The organism is Ruegeria arenilitoris (genome assembly GCF_013035425.1).
In the GTDB taxonomy this organism is placed as follows: domain Bacteria; phylum Pseudomonadota; class Alphaproteobacteria; order Rhodobacterales; family Rhodobacteraceae; genus Ruegeria; species Ruegeria arenilitoris_A.
In genome coordinates this window covers 165,772-184,545 of record NZ_WQHX01000002.1, presented here as the reverse complement: position 1 = coordinate 184,545, position 18,774 = coordinate 165,772, and the positions used below count along the sequence as shown (strand labels likewise).

Annotated in this window: 19 protein-coding genes and 1 tRNA gene; 8 read left to right on the top strand and 12 right to left on the bottom strand. The window is 51.9% G+C overall.

The genetic code is table 11. The features are described 5' to 3' along the window. Positions 1 to 5: 5 nt before the first annotated feature. The gene (locus GOV45_RS06495; RefSeq protein ID WP_170475714.1) at positions 6 to 707 is read right to left on the bottom strand and encodes a GntR family transcriptional regulator; all 702 of its coding nucleotides are present in this window, start codon (positions 705 to 707) and stop codon (positions 6 to 8) included. A 228-nt stretch (positions 708 to 935) separates the two neighbouring features. On the opposite strand from GOV45_RS06495, the gene GOV45_RS06490 reads away from it, so the two are divergent. Next, entirely contained in the window at positions 936 to 2,063 is a 1,128-nt protein-coding gene (locus GOV45_RS06490) for an aminotransferase class V-fold PLP-dependent enzyme (protein ID WP_170475712.1), read from the top strand. A gap of 13 nt (positions 2,064 to 2,076) precedes the next feature. Here the strand turns inward: GOV45_RS06490 and GOV45_RS06485 are convergent, their stop codons facing one another. From GOV45_RS06485 to GOV45_RS06475, 3 genes are all read right to left on the bottom strand, one after another. Further along, positions 2,077 to 3,273, bottom strand: a complete 1,197-nt coding sequence (locus GOV45_RS06485) for a UbiH/UbiF family hydroxylase (RefSeq protein WP_170475710.1) — start codon at positions 3,271 to 3,273, stop codon at positions 2,077 to 2,079. A gap of 74 nt (positions 3,274 to 3,347) precedes the next feature. Continuing rightward, the gene (locus GOV45_RS06480) at positions 3,348 to 3,596 is read right to left on the bottom strand and encodes a hypothetical protein (protein WP_170475708.1); all 249 of its coding nucleotides are present in this window, start codon (positions 3,594 to 3,596) and stop codon (positions 3,348 to 3,350) included. An 87-nt stretch (positions 3,597 to 3,683) separates the two neighbouring features. Next, complete coding sequence (locus GOV45_RS06475) at positions 3,684 to 4,328, bottom strand: pyrimidine 5'-nucleotidase (protein WP_170475706.1); 645 nt, start codon at positions 4,326 to 4,328, stop codon at positions 3,684 to 3,686. A 101-nt stretch (positions 4,329 to 4,429) separates the two neighbouring features. Between GOV45_RS06475 and GOV45_RS06470 the strand changes: the two genes are divergently transcribed. Next, entirely contained in the window at positions 4,430 to 5,077 is a 648-nt protein-coding gene (locus tag GOV45_RS06470) for a GntR family transcriptional regulator (protein ID WP_170475704.1), read from the top strand. On the opposite strand, the gene GOV45_RS06465 is transcribed toward GOV45_RS06470, so the two are convergent. Then, positions 5,078 to 6,823 (bottom strand): glycosyltransferase family 2 protein, encoded by a 1,746-nt coding sequence (locus GOV45_RS06465; protein WP_170476573.1) that lies wholly within the window; start codon positions 6,821 to 6,823, stop codon positions 5,078 to 5,080. It lies immediately after the preceding gene. A gap of 217 nt (positions 6,824 to 7,040) precedes the next feature. Further along, positions 7,041 to 8,201, bottom strand: coding sequence for a glutamine-hydrolyzing carbamoyl-phosphate synthase small subunit (gene carA, locus GOV45_RS06460; RefSeq protein WP_170475702.1), 1,161 nt, complete (start codon positions 8,199 to 8,201; stop codon positions 7,041 to 7,043). Positions 8,202 to 8,384: 183 nt separating this feature from the next. Here carA and GOV45_RS06455 point away from each other — a divergent pair, with 183 nt between their 5' ends. Further along, positions 8,385 to 8,876, top strand: a complete 492-nt coding sequence (locus tag GOV45_RS06455; RefSeq protein WP_170476571.1) for a GatB/YqeY domain-containing protein — start codon at positions 8,385 to 8,387, stop codon at positions 8,874 to 8,876. On the opposite strand, the gene GOV45_RS06450 is transcribed toward GOV45_RS06455, so the two are convergent. From GOV45_RS06450 to ctaD, 3 genes are all read right to left on the bottom strand, one after another. Then, on the bottom strand, positions 8,873 to 9,361 hold the full coding sequence (locus GOV45_RS06450) for a DUF2244 domain-containing protein (protein ID WP_170475700.1): 489 nt from the start codon (positions 9,359 to 9,361) through the stop codon (positions 8,873 to 8,875). The genes GOV45_RS06455 and GOV45_RS06450 overlap by 4 nt on opposite strands. Positions 9,362 to 9,405: 44 nt before the next feature. Continuing rightward, positions 9,406 to 10,005: a 2-hydroxychromene-2-carboxylate isomerase gene (locus GOV45_RS06445; RefSeq protein WP_170475698.1), complete on the bottom strand. Its 600-nt coding sequence runs from the start codon at positions 10,003 to 10,005 to the stop codon at positions 9,406 to 9,408. A gap of 143 nt (positions 10,006 to 10,148) precedes the next feature. Continuing rightward, positions 10,149 to 11,807 (bottom strand): cytochrome c oxidase subunit I, encoded by a 1,659-nt coding sequence (ctaD, locus tag GOV45_RS06440; protein WP_170475696.1) that lies wholly within the window; start codon positions 11,805 to 11,807, stop codon positions 10,149 to 10,151. Positions 11,808 to 12,096: 289 nt separating this feature from the next. On the opposite strand from ctaD, the gene GOV45_RS06435 reads away from it, so the two are divergent. Beyond that, a complete protein-coding gene (locus GOV45_RS06435; RefSeq protein WP_170475695.1) occupies positions 12,097 to 12,516 on the top strand; it encodes an HIT family protein in 420 nt (139 codons plus the stop codon). Positions 12,517 to 12,890: 374 nt separating this feature from the next. On the opposite strand, the gene lipB is transcribed toward GOV45_RS06435, so the two are convergent. Together lipB and GOV45_RS06425 are read right to left on the bottom strand one after the other, a co-directional pair. Further along, entirely contained in the window at positions 12,891 to 13,571 is a 681-nt protein-coding gene (lipB, locus tag GOV45_RS06430; RefSeq protein WP_170475693.1) for a lipoyl(octanoyl) transferase LipB, read from the bottom strand. Positions 13,572 to 13,610: 39 nt separating this feature from the next. Continuing rightward, positions 13,611 to 14,270: a DsbA family oxidoreductase gene (locus tag GOV45_RS06425; RefSeq protein WP_170475691.1), complete on the bottom strand. Its 660-nt coding sequence runs from the start codon at positions 14,268 to 14,270 to the stop codon at positions 13,611 to 13,613. A 140-nt stretch (positions 14,271 to 14,410) separates the two neighbouring features. Between GOV45_RS06425 and GOV45_RS06420 the strand changes: the two genes are divergently transcribed. Next, positions 14,411 to 14,497: transfer RNA gene (locus tag GOV45_RS06420), tRNA-Leu, on the top strand. Positions 14,498 to 14,785: 288 nt separating this feature from the next. Here the strand turns inward: GOV45_RS06420 and GOV45_RS06415 are convergent. After that, on the bottom strand, positions 14,786 to 15,562 hold the full coding sequence (locus tag GOV45_RS06415; protein WP_170475689.1) for a methyltransferase domain-containing protein: 777 nt from the start codon (positions 15,560 to 15,562) through the stop codon (positions 14,786 to 14,788). A gap of 244 nt (positions 15,563 to 15,806) precedes the next feature. Here GOV45_RS06415 and GOV45_RS06410 point away from each other — a divergent pair, with 244 nt between their 5' ends. From GOV45_RS06410 to GOV45_RS06400, 3 genes are read left to right on the top strand one after another with little or no spacing between them, the layout of a single operon-like run. Beyond that, a complete protein-coding gene (locus tag GOV45_RS06410; RefSeq protein WP_170475687.1) occupies positions 15,807 to 17,327 on the top strand; it encodes an FAD-binding domain-containing protein in 1,521 nt (506 codons plus the stop codon). 7 nt (positions 17,328 to 17,334) lie between these two features. Next, positions 17,335 to 17,466 (top strand): DUF2256 domain-containing protein, encoded by a 132-nt coding sequence (locus tag GOV45_RS06405; protein WP_254442440.1) that lies wholly within the window; start codon positions 17,335 to 17,337, stop codon positions 17,464 to 17,466. Next, positions 17,463 to 18,680, top strand: a complete 1,218-nt coding sequence (locus GOV45_RS06400; RefSeq protein ID WP_170475685.1) for an FAD-binding domain-containing protein — start codon at positions 17,463 to 17,465, stop codon at positions 18,678 to 18,680. Before GOV45_RS06405 ends, GOV45_RS06400 begins: the two co-directional genes overlap by 4 nt. The last annotated feature ends 94 nt before the right edge of the window (positions 18,681 to 18,774 follow it).

Genomic DNA, 18,774 nt, shown 5'->3' with positions numbered 1-18,774 from the left:
GCCAATCAATACCTGGACCGGATACAATAGCTTGGATGATGAGTCATTCGGGCAAAAGTGATGGGCTGCCCGTCTTTCCAAGTTGTACGTTCAAGCTGAATCATCGATGTTCCAGTTGTTGTGCCCATGAACTCTGCCAACCTACCGTCCGCCGAAATCGCCGAAAACGATATTTCAGCCTCGGTAAATGGGGCGGCATGCAGCAACCATTCGTTCGGTCCGCGAACGTTTAAGTCCGCGTGCTCTACTTCGGGAACGGTTTCGATGTTTATCCATCGTTCTTCAAGTTGAAACGGGCGGTTGTCAGCGTAATGCATACAAACAACCTGCAAAATCCGAGCGTTCGGCTCGACATCCAGTTGTGATGCGAGCCAACCGGGACTATAAACAATGTTTCGTTCGACTAAAGAATAGCGGTAAACTGAATTTTGTTTTTCTACTGCCTGCCGCGCCAGTGAAATCTCTAGTTTGGCTTGCCTTTGAGGTTCCTTGGTGACCCGGGTTCCGCTTTTTCGCTTGCGCTCGACAAACCCTTGATCAGCCAGCTCGCGAAGTGCGCGGTTCACGGTTGCCCGTGCACAATTGAATTCTTCGGCCAATTGGGTTTCTGTGGGCAAAAGCGAGCCCTGCGGCCATATGCGTGACTCGATCCTTCTTTTGACTTCGTCCCTTACAACTTGAAAACTAATCCTCTTATGTGAAGCCACGTGCTGTAATGTCCTTCTTGTTCTACGTGAGCTTATCTGTTCAGAAACACGTCATGGTGTAAAGAGAAGGTGACACTAGTTAGCGTCATTTCTTCATTGAGTTGTTCACATTGATAAGTAAATAAAGCGTGAGGTGAGGGTTTTTGGCCAATCAAAGTAGAATCGATTCCGGCTTTACCCACGTATCGGGACAGTGCAGAAAAGATGCAGATTTAGAAAGGACGTGTCATGCCCGCTTTGTTGGAAACCGTAGACCCCGATGGCCTTGAAGAGTTTTCAGTTGTTTTTACTGATCGATCGCTAAATCACATGTCGGCCAGCTTTCAGCAGGTAATGCGCGATATTTCGGCAATGCTAAGCGAGGTTTATCAAGCTGAAGGTATCGCAGTGGTTCCGGGCGGCGGAACTTTCGGGATGGAGGCGGTTGCAAGGCAATTCGCGCGAGGTGCAAGTGTAGTTGTTGTACGCAATGGCTGGTTTTCTTACCGTTGGAGTCAGATTTTCGAAGCGGGTGGGTTGACAGCCAAGGCGACTGTGCTCAAGGCGCGCCAGACCGGAAATTCCAGTCCTTCGCCCTTTATGCCGGCCCCGATCGACGAGGTGATTTCGACCATACGCGAGCAACGTCCGGATATGGTTTTTGCACCGCATGTTGAAACTTCGGCAGGGGTTATTTTGCCTGATGACTATGTGACCGAAATGGCGGCAGCGGCCCATGAGGTCGGTGCGCTGATGGTATTAGATTGTATTGCGTCAGGCTGTGCTTGGGTCGATATGAAGGCTACTGGCGTTGACGTTCTTATTTCCGCGCCTCAGAAAGGTTGGAGCGCCACGCCGTGCGCAGGTCTTGTGATGTTGTCCGAACGGGCGGAAGCGCGTCTTGCCGAAACGACGTCTGATAGTTTCGCCTTAGATCTGAAGAAATGGCGCCAGATCATGCAGGCCTATGAGAACGGCGGTCACGCGTATCACGCGACAATGCCCACAGATTCTTTACGGAGGTTTCGCGATACTATGATTGAGACACGCGATTTTGGATTTGAAAAATTGCGCTTGGCTCAATGGGCATTGGGTGACGGTGTTCGTGAAATGCTCAAGGAAAAAGGTGTTGTTTCAGTCGCGGCTGAAGGTTTCGGCGCTCCGGGAGTCGTGGTCAGTTACACCTCAGACCCAGAGGTGCAAAATGGCAAGAAATTTGCGGCTTTAGGTACACAGATTGCTGCTGGTGTACCGTTGCAGTGTGATGAACCTGAGGGGTTTAGCACATTCCGTCTTGGCCTATTCGGGTTGGATAAGCTTTATGATGTGGAAAGAACCAAAGAACGCCTGCGGCGCGTTCTGGATCGGGTTTTGTGAGCGTTTCTGTGCCTTAGCGAGTACCAAGGCCCATCTGCATCAACGTCCTACGGACAGGAGGCAAAGAATAAAGTGCGTTCAATCCCATAGCCCGGGCGTCGCGGAGAGGACGCGCTTCGATCATCGAGGCACGGTTCAGCAAGTCTATTCCTTTAACCCTTAAGGCAATATCGGCATGTCGGGCCTTATGATACGCATCCAGCATAGTAGCGTCGCCCAATTCTTCGGGGCGAGACTGTGCAAGCTCCAGCAGGCAGCGTAAATCGCCCAACGACATATTCAAACCCTGTGCGCCAATGGGCGGCACCACATGGGCCGCCTCAGCCATGAGAGCGATTCTTTCACCGGAAAGCCGTTCGGCCGACTGGCTGATTATTGGCCAGATCGTGCGGCGTGACGATAACTTAAGCTGCCCAAACAAGCCGCACGAGCGTTCTGTCATCTCTGATTCAAAAGCTTCTGTTTCAGCGTTCAGCAACTCGACCGCGCGCGGCCCGCGCTCCATCCAGACAACAGCAGACGAGGGGGTGCCCCGCCAGTCGGGTAATGGTACAAGCGTGAATGGCCCGCCTGAGCGGTGAATTTCTGTGGATACATTTTCATGCGCGATGGGATGAGTAACCGAGAAGGCCAATGCCTTTTGACCATAACGGATTGTGTGTACGGGAATCCCTGCAGCCTCGCGCATCGGTGACCCGCGACCATCTGCTGCTATAATCAACTTGCAGCGAACACGATTGCCATCGCTTAGCCCGACGCGTGCCTCGGTTGTTCGTGTGAACAAGTTGACCGTGCCAGTACCGGGGCGAAAATCTACACTAGGCAGTTCCGCAAGGCGGGCCAATAGTTCACGTCGCATCAGCCAATTCGGTAAGTTCCATCCGAAGGGTTGATCGGATATGTCAGATGCGTCGAAGTCGCGTACGACGCGGGGTTCTGGCAGCTCTCCGCCGGCGTCAACTATGCGCATTACTTGAAGCGGGGCAGCATCGCCTTCAATACGCTGCCAAACACCACACTGGTCTAACAAGCTGCGAGCTGGTTGAAGAAAAGCAGTTGTTCGCAGGTCCGAGCCATTTGCATCGCGCTCGGTTACAGGCTGGGCAGGGTCGACACAAATCACATCAAAGCCCGCCGAGCCAAATACGGCAGCGGCTGTCAAGCCGGCGATACCCCCTCCGGAAATTAGGATGTCACAGCTATCTGTCATGGCTTGGCTCTCCGTGCTGAGCAAACCTTAGGGTCGTTGTTAAGTATTCGCCAAGCGACATCCTGTCCCTCTGATTAACCGCGTGACACCAAGATAAGCAGCAGGAACATCAGCGGTACCATCGCTAACGCTGGCAGATACAGGCCCGGTAGGCCATAGATCATCGCAGAACACCCCCACATGGCAAAAATGGCTGCTGCGGTGTAACCGAGGTCATCGGGATCTCCGTGTGCAACGTCTTTGGCCATCCAACCAAACAAAGGTATCGCAAACAGAACGCGCTGCCATAGATGCATGCGGATGGGTACTTCGATGGCGCTCATGAAATTCTCCGATTCTGCCTTTCCATTAAGCACATATGGGATGGGTTTAACGATAGTTGGATGTGCAGATCGTCGCACTGCGTCAGCCTATCGCATTTGGCCCAGAAACGCAGTCAAGTCGTCGGTGTGGTGGTGGATATGATCTGCCTCATGCCGATCCGGCGCGACATGAACAGTGCGCATACCCATCTCGTAAGGAGCAGCCAAATTACGGGGCTCATCTTCGAACATTGCGGCTTTGTCAGCCGATATCCCGTCTTTCTCGAATATTGACTCAAAGGCCGCTCGTTCTGGTTTCGGGCGATATTCGGCGTGCTCGACGCCATATATCGCATCGAATAGTCCATCCAAACCGCGCGCCGAAAGAACACGCTCGGCATAAGGAGCGGATCCATTAGTGTACACTACGCACCGTCCCGGCAAGGCGCGAATGTTCTCAGCTAAGTGGGGGTCAGGTTCCATATGACTCATGTCCACCTGATGTACTGCGTGTAGATATGGGTCTGGGTCCAGATCGTGTTCGGCCATTAGCCCCGCAAGTGTTGTTCCGTATTGGCGCCAATACTTCGACCGTAACCTGTCTGCCTCGGCCCGGTTAACGCCGATTGCACTAACGACATAATCCGTCATCAATACCTCGATCTGGTCGAACAGGCGCATATGCGGCGGATACAAGGTGTTGTCCAGATCGAACACCCATTGGGTAACATGAGAAAAGGCAGGTTTAACCATAGGACGGGTTTAGGCCGACCAGTCAAGGTTTTCAATGGCCGCTCTTGATTGCTGACCGCCGGGGCGGATAGACATGTCCGAACGAAGAGAAAGATGGCCCTATGCCCCAGTCCAAGCAGTCCAATACTGACGCCTACAGCCTGATACTCGAAGCCATTGATGTCGGTATCTATAAACCAGGCGATCGTCTGGTGGAAAGCGAGTTGGCCGAACGGTTCGGCGTTTCCCGCACACCGATCCGCGAGGCATTGCAACGGCTTGAAACGCAATCGCTTTTGGAGAGGGATGGGCGATCGCTTATAGTGGCATCTTTGGATCACAATCAGATGGCCGAACTATACGTTGTCCGGCGCGAGTTGGAGGGGCTGGCGGCAAGTCTGGCGGCGCGTCATGCAACTACCGAAGAAATCAAGCTTCTGCAGGACATGGTTGCGGCCGACGACGCTTTGGTCGATGACCCCACAGCGCTTTCCCGCGCGAACCGACGATTTCATGAGCAAATACATCTCGCCTCGCACAACCGCTATCTGGTTCAGCAGTTGGATTTGGTGCACCGAACGATGGCTTTGATGGCGACGACTTCTTTAGCAGTTCAAGGGCGAGGGGAAATTGCGCAAAGTGAACACAAAGCAATTGTCGATGCGATTGCGATGCGGGACGAAGAAGGTGCCGCGCTGGCGTTGAAGGACCATATTTCGGTTGCGTTCATGACACGTCTAAAACAAGAAGCCGTCCAACGTGAAAAATAACTATCGTTCGAGCGCAGATACCTCTTCTTCGGCTTGTCCATGCTGGGTCTTGTCCCAAAAGAACGGGTCAACTGCCAATTCCCACAAGGCTTTGTAAGCCGCCAGTACGCCCAGGGGGAAATACAACGCCATTGTCGGAACCCACGGGATCAAAAACCGTCTGTTTCCGGCAACAACACCGAGAGCTCCAACCAGAATGTTGACGGCTTCTGCCGCAATGAACAGGAACATGCATCCCGCCATAATGTTGGTAGAGATCACATTTTGAAAAGGATGCGGCAAACCCAACGTCGCCAACCAGAACAACCACAGGACCGGTGCCAGAAGAAATTGCCCCAACGTCCCAAGAAAGAAAGCCTGAACCCCAAGAAAACGTGGCAGCCCGAGTTCCCTAAGCAATTGCATCGGCGCGCGCATGTGCACCAAATAGGTGACCATAAAGCCCTTGAGCCACCTCGAGCGTTGTTTAACCCACGGCCAGGCGCGAAAGTTTGCCTCTTCAAACGTGGCCGTATTTACGACTTCGGTTCGATACCCGGCTCGGCACAACCGCACACCCAAATCAGCATCTTCAGTTACATTGTGCGCGTCCCAGCCGCCAAGTTCCAATAGCTTTTCGCGACGAAAGAAAAACGTGGTCCCACCAAGCGGAACAACTAATCCCATACGCGCTATTCCAGGCAGGATTACGCGGAACCAACCGCTATATTCAATCGTAAAGCACCGAGAGCGCCAGTTGGTTCGCGGGTTGTAATAGTCCAGTACGCCTTGCAAGCAAACGACATCATCAGAAACCTGCGCAAATTTTCTAACTACAGTTTCCAGCTGATCGGGCATTGGCGCGTCTTCGGCATCCCATACCCCGACGATTTCGCCTCGACAGAAATCCAAAGCGTAGTTCATCGCCCGAGGTTTGGTTGTCAGGTTGCCCAATTCAGGAACGATTATTGCACGGACCCAGCTAGGCAATTCTACCCGTTTCAACGCGGCGTGTGTAACTTCATCGTGTTCTTCGAGGACTAGAACGACGTCCAACAAAGCTTTGGGATAGGTCAATCGTCGCAACCTGGAGATTAGGACATCAGCAATTTCGCGTTCTTGGTATAGAGGCACCATAATCGAAATTTTCGGAAGAAGGATAGGAAGCTCTGGTTCAATCAAACGGTCAACTCTTTGCTCTAAAACCGTAGTCACGGTTCCGAACACCCTGAACAGAAGGAAAAGAGCCAAAGTCATCGTGGCCGCCCAAAAAACGACCATCAACCCTGTATTTGGCGCGGTGACAAAAATGCCGCCAAAGGCAGATGTTACAAATATAGCCCTCAGCCGAGATCCCGTCCGAAAATTTCGGCAGCTCTTCGATGGTTCGACGCGGCTTTCAGCGGTTTGCGCAAGTTGGTTTGCACAGGATGCAGCTATAGCAGCATCAATCTGTTCCGGGCCGGCCAGCACGGGGGCCACTTTCAGACCACAGTCTTTCAATCCGTCCTCTACCAACGCAAAATCATCAGGCGTGGCTGTGGCCACTAATAGCAGAGGCCCCATGCGTAGCCATGGAACCACGTTATGCTTTATCCAGAATTCAACCGGTTTAAGCATGCAAAGCTCGGCTGACGGAGGAGAGCTTTCCAGATCCGCGATTTGCCATCCACTTTGATCAGACAAAGCAGTCAGAACGTCCTTACGACTGGCCCATCCCTCGCCGACCAAAATTTCCCCTAAATGGGCTCTCTGCCGGGATTGCATTTTCAGAGCACTTAAAAGTCGAGATTGTGTGATAACACCGCGGTCTAACAGGTATGCTCCCAATGGTTTTCTGGCTTGCGAACTAGAAACCGGCCCAGCGGATGCAAAGCGTTGAAGATTTAGTTCCACGATGTGAGGACCCTACCGAAAGCAATTTTCGGCAGATTCACTTAAGTAACGTTAATTTAATATTAATTTTAATAAAAACTGGAGAGCCTCAAGCTTTTCGCTCGGCCATTGCAGCCGTAAATCGTTCGAACAAGTAAAAACTGTCTTGTGGACCGGGCGATGCCTCGGGATGGTACTGGACGGAATAGACCGGCCGATCGGTTACGCGGATGCCGCAGTTTGATCCGTCAAACAACGACCGATGGGTTTCGATTACACCGTCCGGCAACGATTGTGCATCCACTGCAAATCCATGATTCATGGAAGTGATTTCTACTTTGCCAGTTTCCAGATCTTTTACTGGGTGATTGGCACCATGATGGCCGTGGTTCATTTTAACCGTTTGACCGCCCAGAGCCAAAGCAAGCATCTGGTGCCCCAAGCAAATGCCAAAAACGGGCAGATCGGTCTTTTCGAGAACTTCCTTGATCATCGGGACCGCGTATTCGCCTGTCGCGGCCGGATCACCTGGACCATTCGACAAAAATAGGCCGTCCGGGTCATGCGCCAGCACTTCTTCGGCCGTAGCGGTGGCAGGTAAAACTGTCACGTCACAGCCGGCAGAGGCGAGGCATCGTAGGATGTTCCGTTTGGCTCCAAAGTCCAAAGCGACAACTTTATGTATAGGATCTTCCTGACGCGAATAGCCGTCAGGCCATGCCCAACGCATCTCGTCCCAGCGATAGCTTTGGGCGCATGTGACATCCTTGGCCAAGTCCATGCCTTCCAAGCCGACGAAATTTCGTGCAGCTCTTATAAGTGCTTCGATTTCAAAATTGCCATTGGGGTCGTGGGCCAATGCTACATGCGGCGCACCTTGTTGGCGTATGGCGCGGGTCAGGCGGCGTGTGTCTACGCCACCGATTGCAATTCGGCCTCGCCGTTCAAGCCATGATTTGAGTTCTTCGGTCGCACGCCAGTTTGATGGTTCGGTGGGGTCCCATTTGACAACCATTCCTGCCGCGACTGGATCTCCTGTTTCATCATCGTCCGGATTCACGCCCACGTTGCCGATGTGGGGAAATGTAAATGTAACTATCTGCCCGGCATAAGAGGGATCGGTCATGATCTCCTGATAGCCTGTCATCGCTGTGTTAAAGCATAACTCTGCTTCAGTCTGTCCTGTCGCGCCAAAGCCTGCGCCATAAAACAATGTTCCGTCGGCCAAAGCCAGGCATGCAGTGGGCTTGGACTGGGCGTTTTGTGCCATGGCGCGAGTCTCCTGCAGGGTAAATCGGCGCATAACTAAGGGGGTTGAGCCGCTAGGTCAAGCCTGTTCAAAAATTGTGCAGTTGTTGAAAATCAATGAGTTAGACATATATACTCACTGTTGAATCACGCTTTTTGTTTCGATATGGTCAGGGTTCCTTTGCCATGGGGATGGACAGAAGAAATGGATATGCGATCAAGGGTGAACTCCGCCCTGAAGCAAGCGATGAAAGAAAAGCAGGCCGAGCGTCTATCGACGTTGCGCCTTATAAATGCTGCGATCAAGGATCGAGACATCGCTACCCGGGGTATCGACAACGAAGAGGCCAAGGGATGCGGCGACGCCGAGGTCCTTGAAATACTTGGAAAAATGACCAAACAGCGCAAAGAAAGCGCGCGTGCCTACGAAGAAGGCGGACGGCTTGATTTGGCTGAGCGGGAAATGCGCGAAGTCGACGTCATCGAAGAATTTTTGCCGAAACAATTGGACGCAGATGAGGTTGCGAATGCTATTCATACTGCGATTACAGCGACAGGTGCCGGGTCAATCCGTGACATGGGCAAAGTTATGGGTGAACTGAAAACGCGCTACACGGGTCAAATGGACTTTGGAAAGGTGGGGCCGATGGTTAAGGACCATCTTTGTGCTGCATCGAACGGTGCCGACGGCTGTTAGGCCGCCGGCGCACGTAATTTTTGTACCAAATCTTCGTATAAGGCAACACGCTCTTCCTCCGATAGAAAAGAGCCAATTTCGACTTGTCTGCCTTCGCCCGTCAGAGTGATATAGTTTGGAACAGGCCCGCCATGCGCGTGCATTTCAGGTCGTGTCCAGTAACGGTTGCACGACCATTCCAGATCACCCTTTCGCGGACTGTGATGCACTAAGTGCGCCTGAGTGTCGCTCAGAGTGAGTATTTCGGTTACGTCGCGTGATTTGTAGTTCATTTCAAACGCTAACCAGAGACCCAGCACAGTTACTAACATAAAAGGCAATAGACCCCAGAGCAGTACAGATCCAAGTACTGCGAACAACGGGATCAAGCCAAATACAAACAAGGCCAAAACGACGCCCATCGCCCCGCGTGGGGGCAACGAGTTGTGCGCCCAAAGACGCAGTTCCTGTGCTCCATCAGTGTTATCTTTCCATTGGTAAGGCATATTCGAAAACTAGAGCAGGCCGCTAAAAAGTCGAAGCGGGAAATTCAAGTTACGTGACCCACTCGAACCCAGGAAAGAGCATCATCCAGTCGATCATCGCCCCAGAAAACTTCCCCACGTACCACAAAGCTAGGCGCGCCAAACACGCCAAGGCTAATCGCATTTTCGGTTTCTGCTTCCAACGCTTGAATGGCGTCTTCACTACGGGCTCGGGCAAGAATGACACGAGGTTCCTGCTGACAGCGTTGCAAGGCTTCGGATAGAGCAGACTCACTACCGGCCTCGATACCCTCGTCAAACCAAATGCGATAAAGTGATTGAACAAAATTTTTGCCCCAACCTTCACCCATGCCCAACAGAGCAACCTGATTAGCGAGTGCCAGATCGGATATAGGGTAGGGCGCCGGCAACTTGGCGTGAATATGGTACTTGGCTGCTCGCCGTTCAATGTCGCGCCACATATATGCGGATTTCACAGGTTTTCCTGCAAATGGGATGTTCTGCTGCGCTGACATCACGGTTCTGACATTGAATGGGCGCCAACGTACTGTTGCGTCATGTTGATCGCACCAATCATCCAATCGCATGACAGTCAGGAAGCTGTACGTGCTGCCGATTGAGAACCAAAAGTCAATTTCTGGCATCTGGAACCTCCGGTTTGCCGGAAAAGTTTCAAATTCCAGAATATACTATTTTTGCTCATCTGGCGACGTGCAGCTAGACTGGACCACAAAACGAAAAAACCCCGCCAATTGTGACGGGGTTAATTTTCGCGTGTTAAGTTGGGTTAGTGCGCGTGGCCCTTGTCCCAGTCCTCTTGCTTTGGAAGCTGCTCGAACGTGTGTTCGGGCGGCGGTGAGGGCAAGGTCCATTCCAGCGTATCCGCATACTCGTTCCAATAGTTGTTTTGGGTGATACGAGCACCGCGGAACAACGCATAGAAAACGATACCAAAGAACAACAGGAATGAAGCGAAGGAGATGAACGCGCCAATCGATGAGACATAGTTCCACTGAGCGAATGCTTCGGGATAGTCGATGTAGCGTCTTGGCATACCCTGACGGCCCAGGAAGTGTTGTGGGAAGAACGTCAAATTAGCGCCTATGAAGAACATCCAAAAGTGAACCTTGCCCCAAAACTCAGAGTATTGGCGGCCGGTCATCTTGCCAAAGTAGAAGTAAACTCCGGCAAAGATTGCAAACACAGCGCCCAATGACATCACGTAATGGAAGTGCGCAACCACATAGTAGGTATCGTGGTACGCGCGATCCACGCCGGCTTGCGAAAGAACAACTCCGGTAACGCCACCAACGGTGAACAAAAACAGAAAGCCGAATGCGAAAAGCATTGGTGTCTTGAATTCAATAGAACCGCCCCACATGGTCGCGATCCACGAGAACACTTTGACACCCGTCGGCACCGCAATGACCATAGTTGCCAACATGAAGTAAGCCTGCTGACGCAGTGACATGCCTACGGTGTACATGTGGTGTGCCCAAACAACAAAGCCCAGAGCTCCAATTGCTATGATGGCCCACACCATGGGTAGATAACCGAATATAGGCTTGCGAGAGAACGTGGCGATCACGTGGCTGATTATTCCGAACCCGGGCAGGACTACGATGTAAACTTCCGGGTGTCCAAAGAACCACAAGATGTGTTGATAAAGGATAGGGTCGCCGCCTCCCGCAGGGTCGAAGAAGGTGAACCCAAAGTTTCGGTCCATCAGCAACATGGTGATCGCACCTGCCAAGACTGGCAGCGACAGAAGAATCAGCCAAGAAGTAACGAAGATCGACCAACTGAACAGCGGCACTTTGAACAGGGTCATACCCGGAGCACGCATGTTCAGGAAAGTTGTGATCATATTGATTGCACCAAGGATCGAGGAGGCGCCCGACACGTGCACAGCAAAGATCGCAAGGTCCATGGACATGCCGCCTTCGGTTGTCGAAAGCGGCGGATACAGGACCCAGCCAACTCCCGAACCAGCCTGATCGTTACCACCCGGAGCCAGCAGGGACACGACGCCCAGTGAGGTGCCAGCAACATATAGCCACAAAGACAAGTTGTTCATCCGGGGGAACGCCATATCTGGCGCGCCAATTTGCAGCGGCATGAAATAGTTGCCGAATCCGCCGAACAGAGCAGGGATTACCACGAAGAACATCATCAGGACGCCGTGATATGTGATCATTACATTCCAAAGATGCCCGTTAGGGGTACATGGGTCGGCCATAAAACCTTCAAGGCACATGTACTGAACACCGGGGTGCATCAGTTCAAGCCGCATGTAGATGGTCATCGCGACCGAGATAAACCCGGCGATCGCCGAGAAGATCAGGTAAAGTATCCCGATGTCCTTATGGTTGGTCGACATGAACCAGCGCTGGAAAAAGCTGCGCTGGTCTTCATGGTCGTGACCATGAATGGCTGCGTCTGCCATTATAGGTGCCTCCTGTTGCAACTACACCGCGCAGTCGGACCTCTCCAACGCGCGGGATTCCTGCTGGTTTTAGATTGCGAGGGGGCGACCTTCAATGGTCGAGTTTGATATGAATCAAGAATAATTGTCGCGGGGCAGTCCCCGCCACGCGCATTAATTGGCTGCGGCATTATCGATTTGGGCGTCATTTGCGAAACTTCAAGGGATTTTTGAAACGTTCAAAATGAACCTTGACCGGCGGCGGACAGAACCGCAGAAGTTTGGAACAGCTCATGACCGGAGACAGACTATGACTACATACGACCCCGAGAATATCTTTGCCAAGATTTTGCGAGACGAAATCCCATCAACTCGGGTGTATGAAGATGCCGATACGCTTGCTTTCATGGATATTATGCCCAGAACGGACGGACATCTGCTGGTGATCCCCAAATCCCCATGCCGCAACATACTGGACGCGTCGCCGGAACAGTTGGCGGCGGTGATTTCGACGGTACAGAAACTGGCGCAGGCCACTAAGTCCGCTTTTGACGCTGACGGCGTCACCATTCAACAATTTAACGAAGCGGCTGGTGGGCAGGAGGTCTTTCACCTGCATTTTCATGTGCTGCCACGTCATGACGGCGTACCGGTTCGGCCACCTGGCAACATGGGCGATGCTGACGCAATTGCAGGACACGCGGAAAAAATCAGGGCGACTTTGGATTAGAATTCGTCCTTTGATGGTTAAACCGTCACCCGCGTCATTTGTTCTGGGGTTCAGTTTTATATCGATGCGCTTCGTCTAATCGCATGCCCTAAATAGAGAATTGCCGTTCCGACATGGGGTCGGAACGGCAGACTCATAAACAAAAAATATGTCGATTTTCACGGGCTTACCCGAGATCACTTATTAAGACACCACTCACTCGTTAACAGTCATTACATACTACGTGGTTCAATTTACTTTGTACTTGGGGAAATAATGAAACCCTCGAATTTCGATAGAATTTAGCAAAACTGGGCGAAATTCGACTGGAATTTGGAAACAGAACGACGCGAGGTATCGGATTGTCGGCGAAATGCTCACTACTTCGCGATTCGTTAGTCAGTTTCAGGTGGTGTTGAGTGACATGTCGGATCGCCGAAAACTTCTTCAAAGGTCTTCTTCAAGGCGACATCCAAATCAGCCATTGTAACAGGCAATCCCAGATCAACCAGTGACGTCACCCCGTGATCCTGTATCCCACATGGTACGATTCCCGAAAAATGGCTCAAATCCGGTTCCACGTTGATCGAGATTCCGTGGAAGCTCACCCACTTTCGAAGACGGATGCCAATTGCCGCAACCTTGTCTTCGGCCTGATGACCAGATGGTGACAAAGGCTTGTCGTTGCGCTGTACCCAGACGCCCACACGCCCATCGCGGATCTCGCCTTTGACATTAAATTCTGCCAGAGCGGCAATCACCCAATTCTCAAGCTGCTTCACGAATTGACGAACGTCATGCCCACGCTTGGATACGTCCAGCATCACGTACACCACACGTTGCCCCGGACCGTGGTAAGTGTATTGTCCGCCGCGCTTGGTGGAATGGACAGGAAAACGGTCAGGATCTGTCAGGTCTTCTATCCGCGCCGAAGTGCCAGCAGTGTACAATGCTGGGTGTTCCAGCAACCAAATACACTCGTCGGCTATACCTGAGGCGATCGCGGCAACACGCGCCTCCATAAAAGAGACCGCCGCTTCGTAATCAGTCAAACCATCTGATGTCTTCCATTCCATGTCACGTCCTTAGACCGTCTTTGACGAAGGGGGAAGCTGTCAGGCCACCTCGTTCAGACATCTTTGCAGAACCTGTCCATAAGTGTCGGTGCCTTGTGCTCCGCTCAAAATGTACTTTCCATCAAAAACCAAAGTGGGCACGCCTGAAATCCCCCGGCTTGTCCAAAACTGTTGCTTTTCCCGCACCCGACTTGCGATACCGCCGGAAGCAAGAGCAGAACGTGCTGCCTCGGGATCCAGCCCGGCGATCTGGACAGCACCCAATAGAACCTCGGCCGCCGACACATCCAACTGCCGCGTAAAGTAGGCTTCGAACAACGCTAATTTAAGTGGATGCTGCCTACCTTGTGTTTCCGCCCAATCCAGCAACTGATGCGCGGCAAACGTATTGTAAATCCGGCTGTCGGCAGTGAAGTTAAATTCAAACCCCAGTTCTGCCCCCAATGCAGTAAGTCGGTCGCGCGCTTGCTGGCTCTGCTCAGGTGTAGAACCGTACTTTTCAGCGATATGGTCACGCAAATTCTGTCCTTCGGCACCCAAGGCGGGATTCAGTTCGAAGGGATGCCATCTAAGGCATGCAAAGGCGTTCTCATTTTTCAAAGCTTGCTTCAGCTGAAGAAACCCCACAATACACCAAGGGCAAACTACATCCGAAACAATGTCAACTTGCACGATTGAAGTGGGTTCTGACGACGACATTCCATGCCCCGAATTTGATGCAAAACATATCCAACGCGATAGATATGACTGATGCGTATCAATTCAAACCGTTATGATTTTTGCCTCTTCACATCCCGAGCCTCTGGGTCTATACGCGCCTCTACAAAGTCATTGGCAGTGCGGTCGTGGCGGAATTGGTAGACGCGCAGCGTTGAGGTCGCTGTGGGGTAACACCCGTGGAAGTTCGAGTCTTCTCGACCGCACCAAAATACCCCTTTATGTCGTTATAAAATAATAATAAAAAAGGGGGCAACTTAAGCTGTCCCACATTCTGTCCCAAACTTGGCAAGGTATACTTGTCGATTACTTGTCCTTTGCTTTTCAGGTTTTCTAGGTCCTCGACTTTCACCAAGTTTACTCAGGGGCGACTTTGTATGGAATCGTCGCCTTGGCGCGCGTTTGGGTAAGCCCTAAGCGCGATAAATAAGCAGTCGCACATAAATCATTGATCGGACCCTCGACACTCACCGGTAACGTATGAGCAAAGCTGGTTGCTAAACTTTGCGACCGCTTACAACGAAATGCGTTACCGAAAAGAAAAATTTTCCTTGCTCTGCCAGAGACCTCTGCTCTTCAGCCCATTCCTTGGCTTCCAGTTCCGGGACAAGTCCATTGGCTTCAGCGAACCTTTTCATCAGGATTATCATCATATTGGCCAATCCGTCTGGCCGGAGTTGGGTGTCGCAAATTGTGACAGGAGTTACGCTTTCTAATATTAAGCCAGCATCGCGAAAAATTGCGGGCAAATGAGCAGGAACCTCTCTATCCACAAAGTGCTGGTCCCAAGCCTTGACCATCCGGGCCATCCTCTCGGGATATTGGCTGAACCAGACTAAGCTGCCAAAATGGATGTCGCCCACGACAAGACGACCGCCCTGCTTGAGGCTACGATAGGCCTCAGCAACCGCTGCGGGGATATCGTCCAAATATTCAAAAACCTGAACCGAAACAGCTTTGTCAAGCGAAGCGTCTTCAACGGGGAGTTGTCCGGCCCAGCCATCGGTTATCTCAACCCAGTCATACACACGACATCTGTTCTCGGCCGATTGCCGCATTGCGTCACTGGGATCAATGCCCAGGATCCGGCCCATTGGACCAACTGCTCGGGCAAGCTCGGCTGTCAAAAGGCCGTTACCACATCCGATGTCCGCAATGATCTCTCCAGGGGCAGGGCTTAGCGCGTCGAAAGACCCTCGACGCCGACGCGTGACATCTGCACCTTCATAAACGCTATCCAAAAGCCGAGTTGTTTCCGCATCAAATTCGAGCATGCCACCAACAAAATATAAATTGTTCAAACCATTAGACTAACGCTTATCATTTATCGGCATGGGTGTCTGCCTTGGGCTGAAAATTAACTTTTACAGATTTAGTCAGATGCCCACCTAACACCCAAAGCAATCTTTACTCTTAGTCGCATCAAAACGATCAATGGCTCTCGTTAGCCTCAAAATTGAGAACCAAGCAAATCGCCTTAGTTCGTACTTCGATATGTACCAAATTTGAGGTCACATTTTGCAAGTCGTCTGGTTCAAGCGCGATCTAAGAGTTCATGACAATCGGGTTCTCTCCAAAGCTGCGGCTCGAGGGGATGTTTTGCCGTTATTCGTGGCGGAACCCGAGCTTTGGCAAGCGCCTGATATGTCAAGTCGGCAATGGGCCTTTGTTGAGGAAACACTTCAACAGTTGCGCGTTGACTTGGGCAATTTAGGTCAGCCGTTGGTGGTTAGAACTGGTGAGGTGACCGCTGTTCTTTATGACCTTCTTAAGAGGCGCGGAATAACCGCGTTGTGGTCGCATGAAGAAACTGGGAACGATTGGACCTTTCAACGCGATCTGCGCGTGGCTGCTTGGTGCCGAACCTTCGGCGTTCCTTGGTACGAAGTCCAAAACCATGGTGTTTTTCGACGCTTAAAGTCTCGCGTCGGCTGGTCACAACGTTGGGACAGTCTGATGTCGGAACCGGTCCGACTGCCGCCGCGTCTCAAACCTGTGGAAGTCGACCCCGGCAACATTCCGACCGCGAAAGACTTGGGCATTTTGGTTGACTTTTGCCCACTACGCCAGACGGGAGGGCGGCGAGCTGGTTTGAGTTTGCTCGACAGCTTCCTCGCGCGCCGCGCTAAGACTTATCGCACCGCGATGTCATCGCCAGTTGAAGGAGAAAGCGCCTGTTCCAGGCTTTCGCCTCATTTGTCGTGGGGAACATTGTCGATGCGCGAAGTCACCCAGGCAAACTGGGCGCGACAATGCGAACTCCGGACCACTCAGTCAAAAAATAATACTGAGTGGCAAGGGTCGTTGAAGTCATTCAATGGGCGCCTCCATTGGCATTGTCACTTCATTCAAAAGCTCGAAGCCGAACCAAGTATTGAATATGCAAACCTTCATCGCGGCTATGATGCTATTCGACCGTCAGAGCCGGATCAAATCAGGCTGGAGGCATGGACCAATGGTGAAACCGGGTTACCGTTTTTAGATGCATGTATGAGATATCTCAGGGCATCGGGTTGGCTGAATTTTCGGATGCGCTCCATGATTATGGCGACTGCCAGCTATCATTTGTGGTTAGATTGGCGCGCACCAGGATTGCAGCTCGCTCGGTACTTTACGGACTATGAACCGGGCATTCACTGGAGCCAGGTGCAAATGCAATCGGGTACGACTGGTATAAATACGGTTCGAATCTACAACCCGGTCAAGCAAGGTTACGATCAGGACCCCAGCGGCACTTTCACGCGAAAATGGGTGCCTGAACTGGCCAAGATACCAGACCGGTTTTTGCACGAGCCTTGGAAGGCCGAAAACGCGGTCGATTTGTTGGGCAAATCCTATCCTTACCCAATCGTGGACCATTTATCTGCTGCGAAAAAAGCGCGACAACGGATATGGGCGGTCAGGCGCGGTCAGGCATTTCGAGCCGAAGCCTTGGCTATTGCCGCAAAACACGCCAGTCGAAAAACAAGACCAGCAAACCGAAAACGTAGCGAAGGTAATGTTCTGCCTGCTCAGATGACCCTGCCATTCGAGGAGTAACGTTGCCATGATGAAAAAATCTGATCTGCCCTTCAAGAACTGCGTGATCTGTGGGCGCCCGTTCTCGTGGCGCAAGAAGTGGGCCAAGGTATGGAATGACGTCCGCTATTGCTCGGAACGATGCAGGCGCTCAAGATGATCACCAAAATGTTGTCAGAAGAAGAAAGCCGTCACTTTGGTTCTTTGCAGTTCACGCCGTCTCGAAAGGCTGGGTTGGCACGTCTGAGAAACTTTGCGCCGTTGGCGGGCAGGGAATACGCCGCCCGTCGAAACTATGATTTTGGGCCGGAATTTCGTGGCTATGTCTCAGCTCTTTCGCCGTGGATCCGGCACCGCTTGATAACCGAACAAGACGTGCTTAACGCGGTGCAAAAACACCATTCTATTTCCCAAGCGGAAAAATTTGTCCAAGAAGTCTTCTGGCGCACCTATTTCAAAGGATGGCTTGAACAACACCCTAGCGTTTGGACTGCTTATTTGAGCAACTTAAATCGTGCCCTTGAGAGCGGAATTCAAAACCAAGAATACCGGGATGCGACTCAGGGGCGAACTGGCATTGATTGTTTCGATCATTGGGTGCGGGAATTAGTTGAAACCGGATATTTGCATAACCACTCACGTATGTGGTTCGCCTCGATTTGGATTTTTACTTTGCGCTTGCCGTGGGAACTGGGCGCAGATTTCTTTTTGCGTCACTTGATGGACGGCGACCCGGCATCAAACACGCTTAGCTGGCGTTGGGTCGCTGGTCTGCACACTAAGGGCAAAACATATCTCGCTCGGGCCAACAACATCGCAAAGTTTACGGAGGGGAAGTTTAACCCTGTCGGACAGTTGGCGGAAAATGCGGAACCACTAACAGAAAAAGCAGAACATCCTAGCGTCGCGCTTTCTATTTCCGACCCAATGCCAAAAGGAGATTTTTTGCTTCTTGTGACTGAAGAGGATTGTCAAATTGCAGAATTGTTGCCGCATGAACCTGCCGCTGATATGGGGCTTGTTGCTTCCTGCGAGCGTTCACCGCTTTCGCTAGGAAAGACTGCCCAGAACTTTGCGGCGGGCGCAATCTGGAATTCCTGTGACTGTCCGAGTCTTGAAACCACAAACTGGCAAGACCGGATCGTCGCAGCGGCGGAAGCGGCCGGTGTGAAAACCGTTGTCACCGGATTTGCTCCGGTTGGGCCAGTCGCGACGAAACTGTACAAGTCAAAGCTTGCGGAGGCCGGACTGCAATTGCACCAAATCCGCCGAAACTATGACAGCTTAGCTTGGCCACACGCGACAAAGGGATTTTTTGGTTTGAAGCGGAAAATCCCAACAATTCTGGGTGGTCTTGGGTACCCGCTCCGATGACGTTGGAACCAATTCGTTCAACGCGCGTGAAGCGTCCGGTTTTTGGTCTTCCGGAAATTTACAATATTGCACTGTAGGGTCGCCATCATCCCAT

Excerpts from the sequence above, each read along its gene's own strand:
- GOV45_RS06490 (WP_170475712.1), top strand. The coding sequence starts at position 936 with ATGCCCGCTTTGTTGGAAACCGTAGACCCCGATGGCCTTGAAGAGTTT.
- GOV45_RS06485 (WP_170475710.1), bottom strand. The coding sequence starts at position 3,273 with ATGACAGATAGCTGTGACATCCTAATTTCCGGAGGGGGTATCGCCGGC.
- GOV45_RS06480 (WP_170475708.1), bottom strand. The coding sequence starts at position 3,596 with ATGAGCGCCATCGAAGTACCCATCCGCATGCATCTATGGCAGCGCGTT.
- GOV45_RS06475 (WP_170475706.1), bottom strand. The coding sequence starts at position 4,328 with ATGGTTAAACCTGCCTTTTCTCATGTTACCCAATGGGTGTTCGATCTG.
- GOV45_RS06470 (WP_170475704.1), top strand. The coding sequence starts at position 4,430 with ATGCCCCAGTCCAAGCAGTCCAATACTGACGCCTACAGCCTGATACTC.
- GOV45_RS06465 (WP_170476573.1), bottom strand. The coding sequence starts at position 6,823 with ATGCAATCCCGGCAGAGAGCCCATTTAGGGGAAATTTTGGTCGGCGAG.
- carA (WP_170475702.1), bottom strand. The coding sequence starts at position 8,201 with ATGGCACAAAACGCCCAGTCCAAGCCCACTGCATGCCTGGCTTTGGCC.
- GOV45_RS06455 (WP_170476571.1), top strand. The coding sequence starts at position 8,385 with ATGGATATGCGATCAAGGGTGAACTCCGCCCTGAAGCAAGCGATGAAA.
- GOV45_RS06450 (WP_170475700.1), bottom strand. The coding sequence starts at position 9,361 with ATGCCTTACCAATGGAAAGATAACACTGATGGAGCACAGGAACTGCGT.
- GOV45_RS06445 (WP_170475698.1), bottom strand. The coding sequence starts at position 10,005 with ATGCCAGAAATTGACTTTTGGTTCTCAATCGGCAGCACGTACAGCTTC.
- ctaD (WP_170475696.1), bottom strand. The coding sequence starts at position 11,807 with ATGGCAGACGCAGCCATTCATGGTCACGACCATGAAGACCAGCGCAGC.
- GOV45_RS06435 (WP_170475695.1), top strand. The coding sequence starts at position 12,097 with ATGACTACATACGACCCCGAGAATATCTTTGCCAAGATTTTGCGAGAC.
- lipB (WP_170475693.1), bottom strand. The coding sequence starts at position 13,571 with ATGGAATGGAAGACATCAGATGGTTTGACTGATTACGAAGCGGCGGTC.
- GOV45_RS06425 (WP_170475691.1), bottom strand. The coding sequence starts at position 14,270 with ATGTCGTCGTCAGAACCCACTTCAATCGTGCAAGTTGACATTGTTTCG.
- GOV45_RS06415 (WP_170475689.1), bottom strand. The coding sequence starts at position 15,562 with ATGCTCGAATTTGATGCGGAAACAACTCGGCTTTTGGATAGCGTTTAT.
- GOV45_RS06405 (WP_254442440.1), top strand. The coding sequence starts at position 17,335 with ATGATGAAAAAATCTGATCTGCCCTTCAAGAACTGCGTGATCTGTGGG.
- GOV45_RS06400 (WP_170475685.1), top strand. The coding sequence starts at position 17,463 with ATGATCACCAAAATGTTGTCAGAAGAAGAAAGCCGTCACTTTGGTTCT.